The 1,806-nt window shown below is 49.7% G+C and carries 1 protein-coding gene; it reads left to right on the top strand.

Translation table 11 applies throughout. The annotated features are described in order from the left end of the window. The first annotated feature begins 215 nt into the window (after nt 1-215). On the top strand, nt 216-1,793 hold the full coding sequence (gene tnpC, locus ROJ03_RS13015) for an IS66 family transposase (protein ID WP_313727497.1): 1,578 nt from the start codon (nt 216-218) through the stop codon (nt 1,791-1,793). Nucleotides 1,794-1,806 lie beyond the last annotated feature (13 nt).

The raw sequence follows: 1,806 nt of genomic DNA on the forward strand, positions 1-1,806 counted from the left end.
GTAACTACTCAGGTGTCTAACCATCATTCTCTCTCTTGAGCCAGTTCCTTTGCTTTGCAAAGACTCAAAAAGTTCTTTTCCCCAGTTATTTCCCGTTGGCAATTAGAGATCGAAACCTTCTCTAAAAGGGCTCTAAATCCTTGTAATATATCGCTTTCTAGTTGCATTTAAACCCTTTTTATGTTACACTAACTCCATTGTAAGAGAGGAATTAGATGGACCAGAAAGGGAACAACAGGAAGGATTTTGAGCAGCTCAATCATAAGATTGATTTGCTAGCCATGTCCAATTCCCGTTTGGTATCCCAGGTATCAGAACTCCTCAGCCAGAACATGGAGCTGCAGAAATCCAGTCAGGCACAGGCCAAGGAATTCACCAAAGCCATTACAGAGCTCAAGTCAATCATCAGGGAAAAGGATGCTGAGCTTGCCAAGCTTAGGGAACAGGTGAACAAGGACAGTTCCAACAGCAGCAAGCCTCCTTCTACCGATTTCTACAAAAAGCCCAACCCAAAGCCTTCCACGCTCAATGGCAGGAATGGCAAAGGTACGGTAAAGAAGACCAATGGCGGACAGAAAGGCCATCCCGGCAAGACAATGGAACTCAAGGCAGAACCTGATGCAATTGAGCGCTGCCTACCCAAGGATTGTGAAGGTTGTCCCCTTTTCGGCAACTGTGAGGCCACCGTTGTCGGTTCGCGTAATGTCGTTGACTTGGCCATACAGGCTTACCAGACACAATTTGACCAGGTGCAATGCAGCTGTCCCATACAGGGAGGTGCGATCATCAGAGGGGAATATCCTGCTGGTGTCAATTCACACTTCCAGTACGGTGATACGCTCAAGTCCCTGGTTGTCACCCTCAGTTCCTTCGGAATGATGAGCATGTCCAGGATAGCTGAGACCATCAATGCCCTTGCCGGGATCTCCATGAGTGATGCGACGGTGAACAACATGATCCTTTCCTGCTCGGACAAATGCAAGGAGCAGCTCCCCAATCTTAGGAAGCTGCTGCTCGAGTCCCATACCATCGGTTTTGACGAGACAGGCATCCGAGTCTGTGGCAAGAACCACTGGATGCATACCGCATCCACCAGGGACCTGACACTCCTTGTCAGCAGTCCAAGAAGGGGCAAGCCAGGTATCGACGATTGTGGGGTGCTTCCTCATTTCAAGGGTGTGGCAGTCCACGATTGCTGGAGTTCCTATTACCACAAGGACTATGCTGGTGCTACCCACGCACTATGCTGTGCCCATATAGACCGTGAGCTGCAGGGTGTCACTGACAACTACAAGCAAAGATGGGCAAGACGGATGCAGAAGCTGCTGATGGTCATGTATGTGAAGAAGGCTGAGCTTCTTGCCAAGGGTGTCGCTAAGGCCCCCAGTACCATGCTCAAGGGTTTCAGCAACCAATATGACAAGATAGTAGAGAGCGGGATCAAAAGGAACCCCATCCCCGGAGTGCTTAAAAAAGGCAGGGGAAGACCAAGGAAGGGCACAGCCCGGAGCTTGGTGGACAGGTTGCAGAAACTCAAGGCCGATGTGATGAGATTCTTCACTGACTTCAGGGTTCCGTACTCAAACAATATCGCTGAGAAATCGTACCGCCTCTCGAAGAAGAAAATGCAGATAGCCGGCACGTTCAGGGCAAGTGATGGAGGGGAGCGTTTCGCTACCATATTCTCCATCATCGATACTTGCCGCAAGAACGGAGTCGGGCCAATAGAGGCTCTATCCCAGGTCTTTGCGGGTACATTCTCACTTGATTTTATCAATCAGCCTGCTAGGTGACCTGAGTAGTTAC

Source organism: Sphaerochaeta sp. PS (assembly GCF_032144095.1).
Lineage (GTDB): Bacteria > Spirochaetota > Spirochaetia > Sphaerochaetales > Sphaerochaetaceae > Sphaerochaeta.

Coding starts and splice junctions, on each gene's coding strand:
- tnpC (WP_313727497.1), top strand. CDS start 216: ATGGACCAGAAAGGGAACAACAGGAAGGATTTTGAGCAGCTCAATCAT.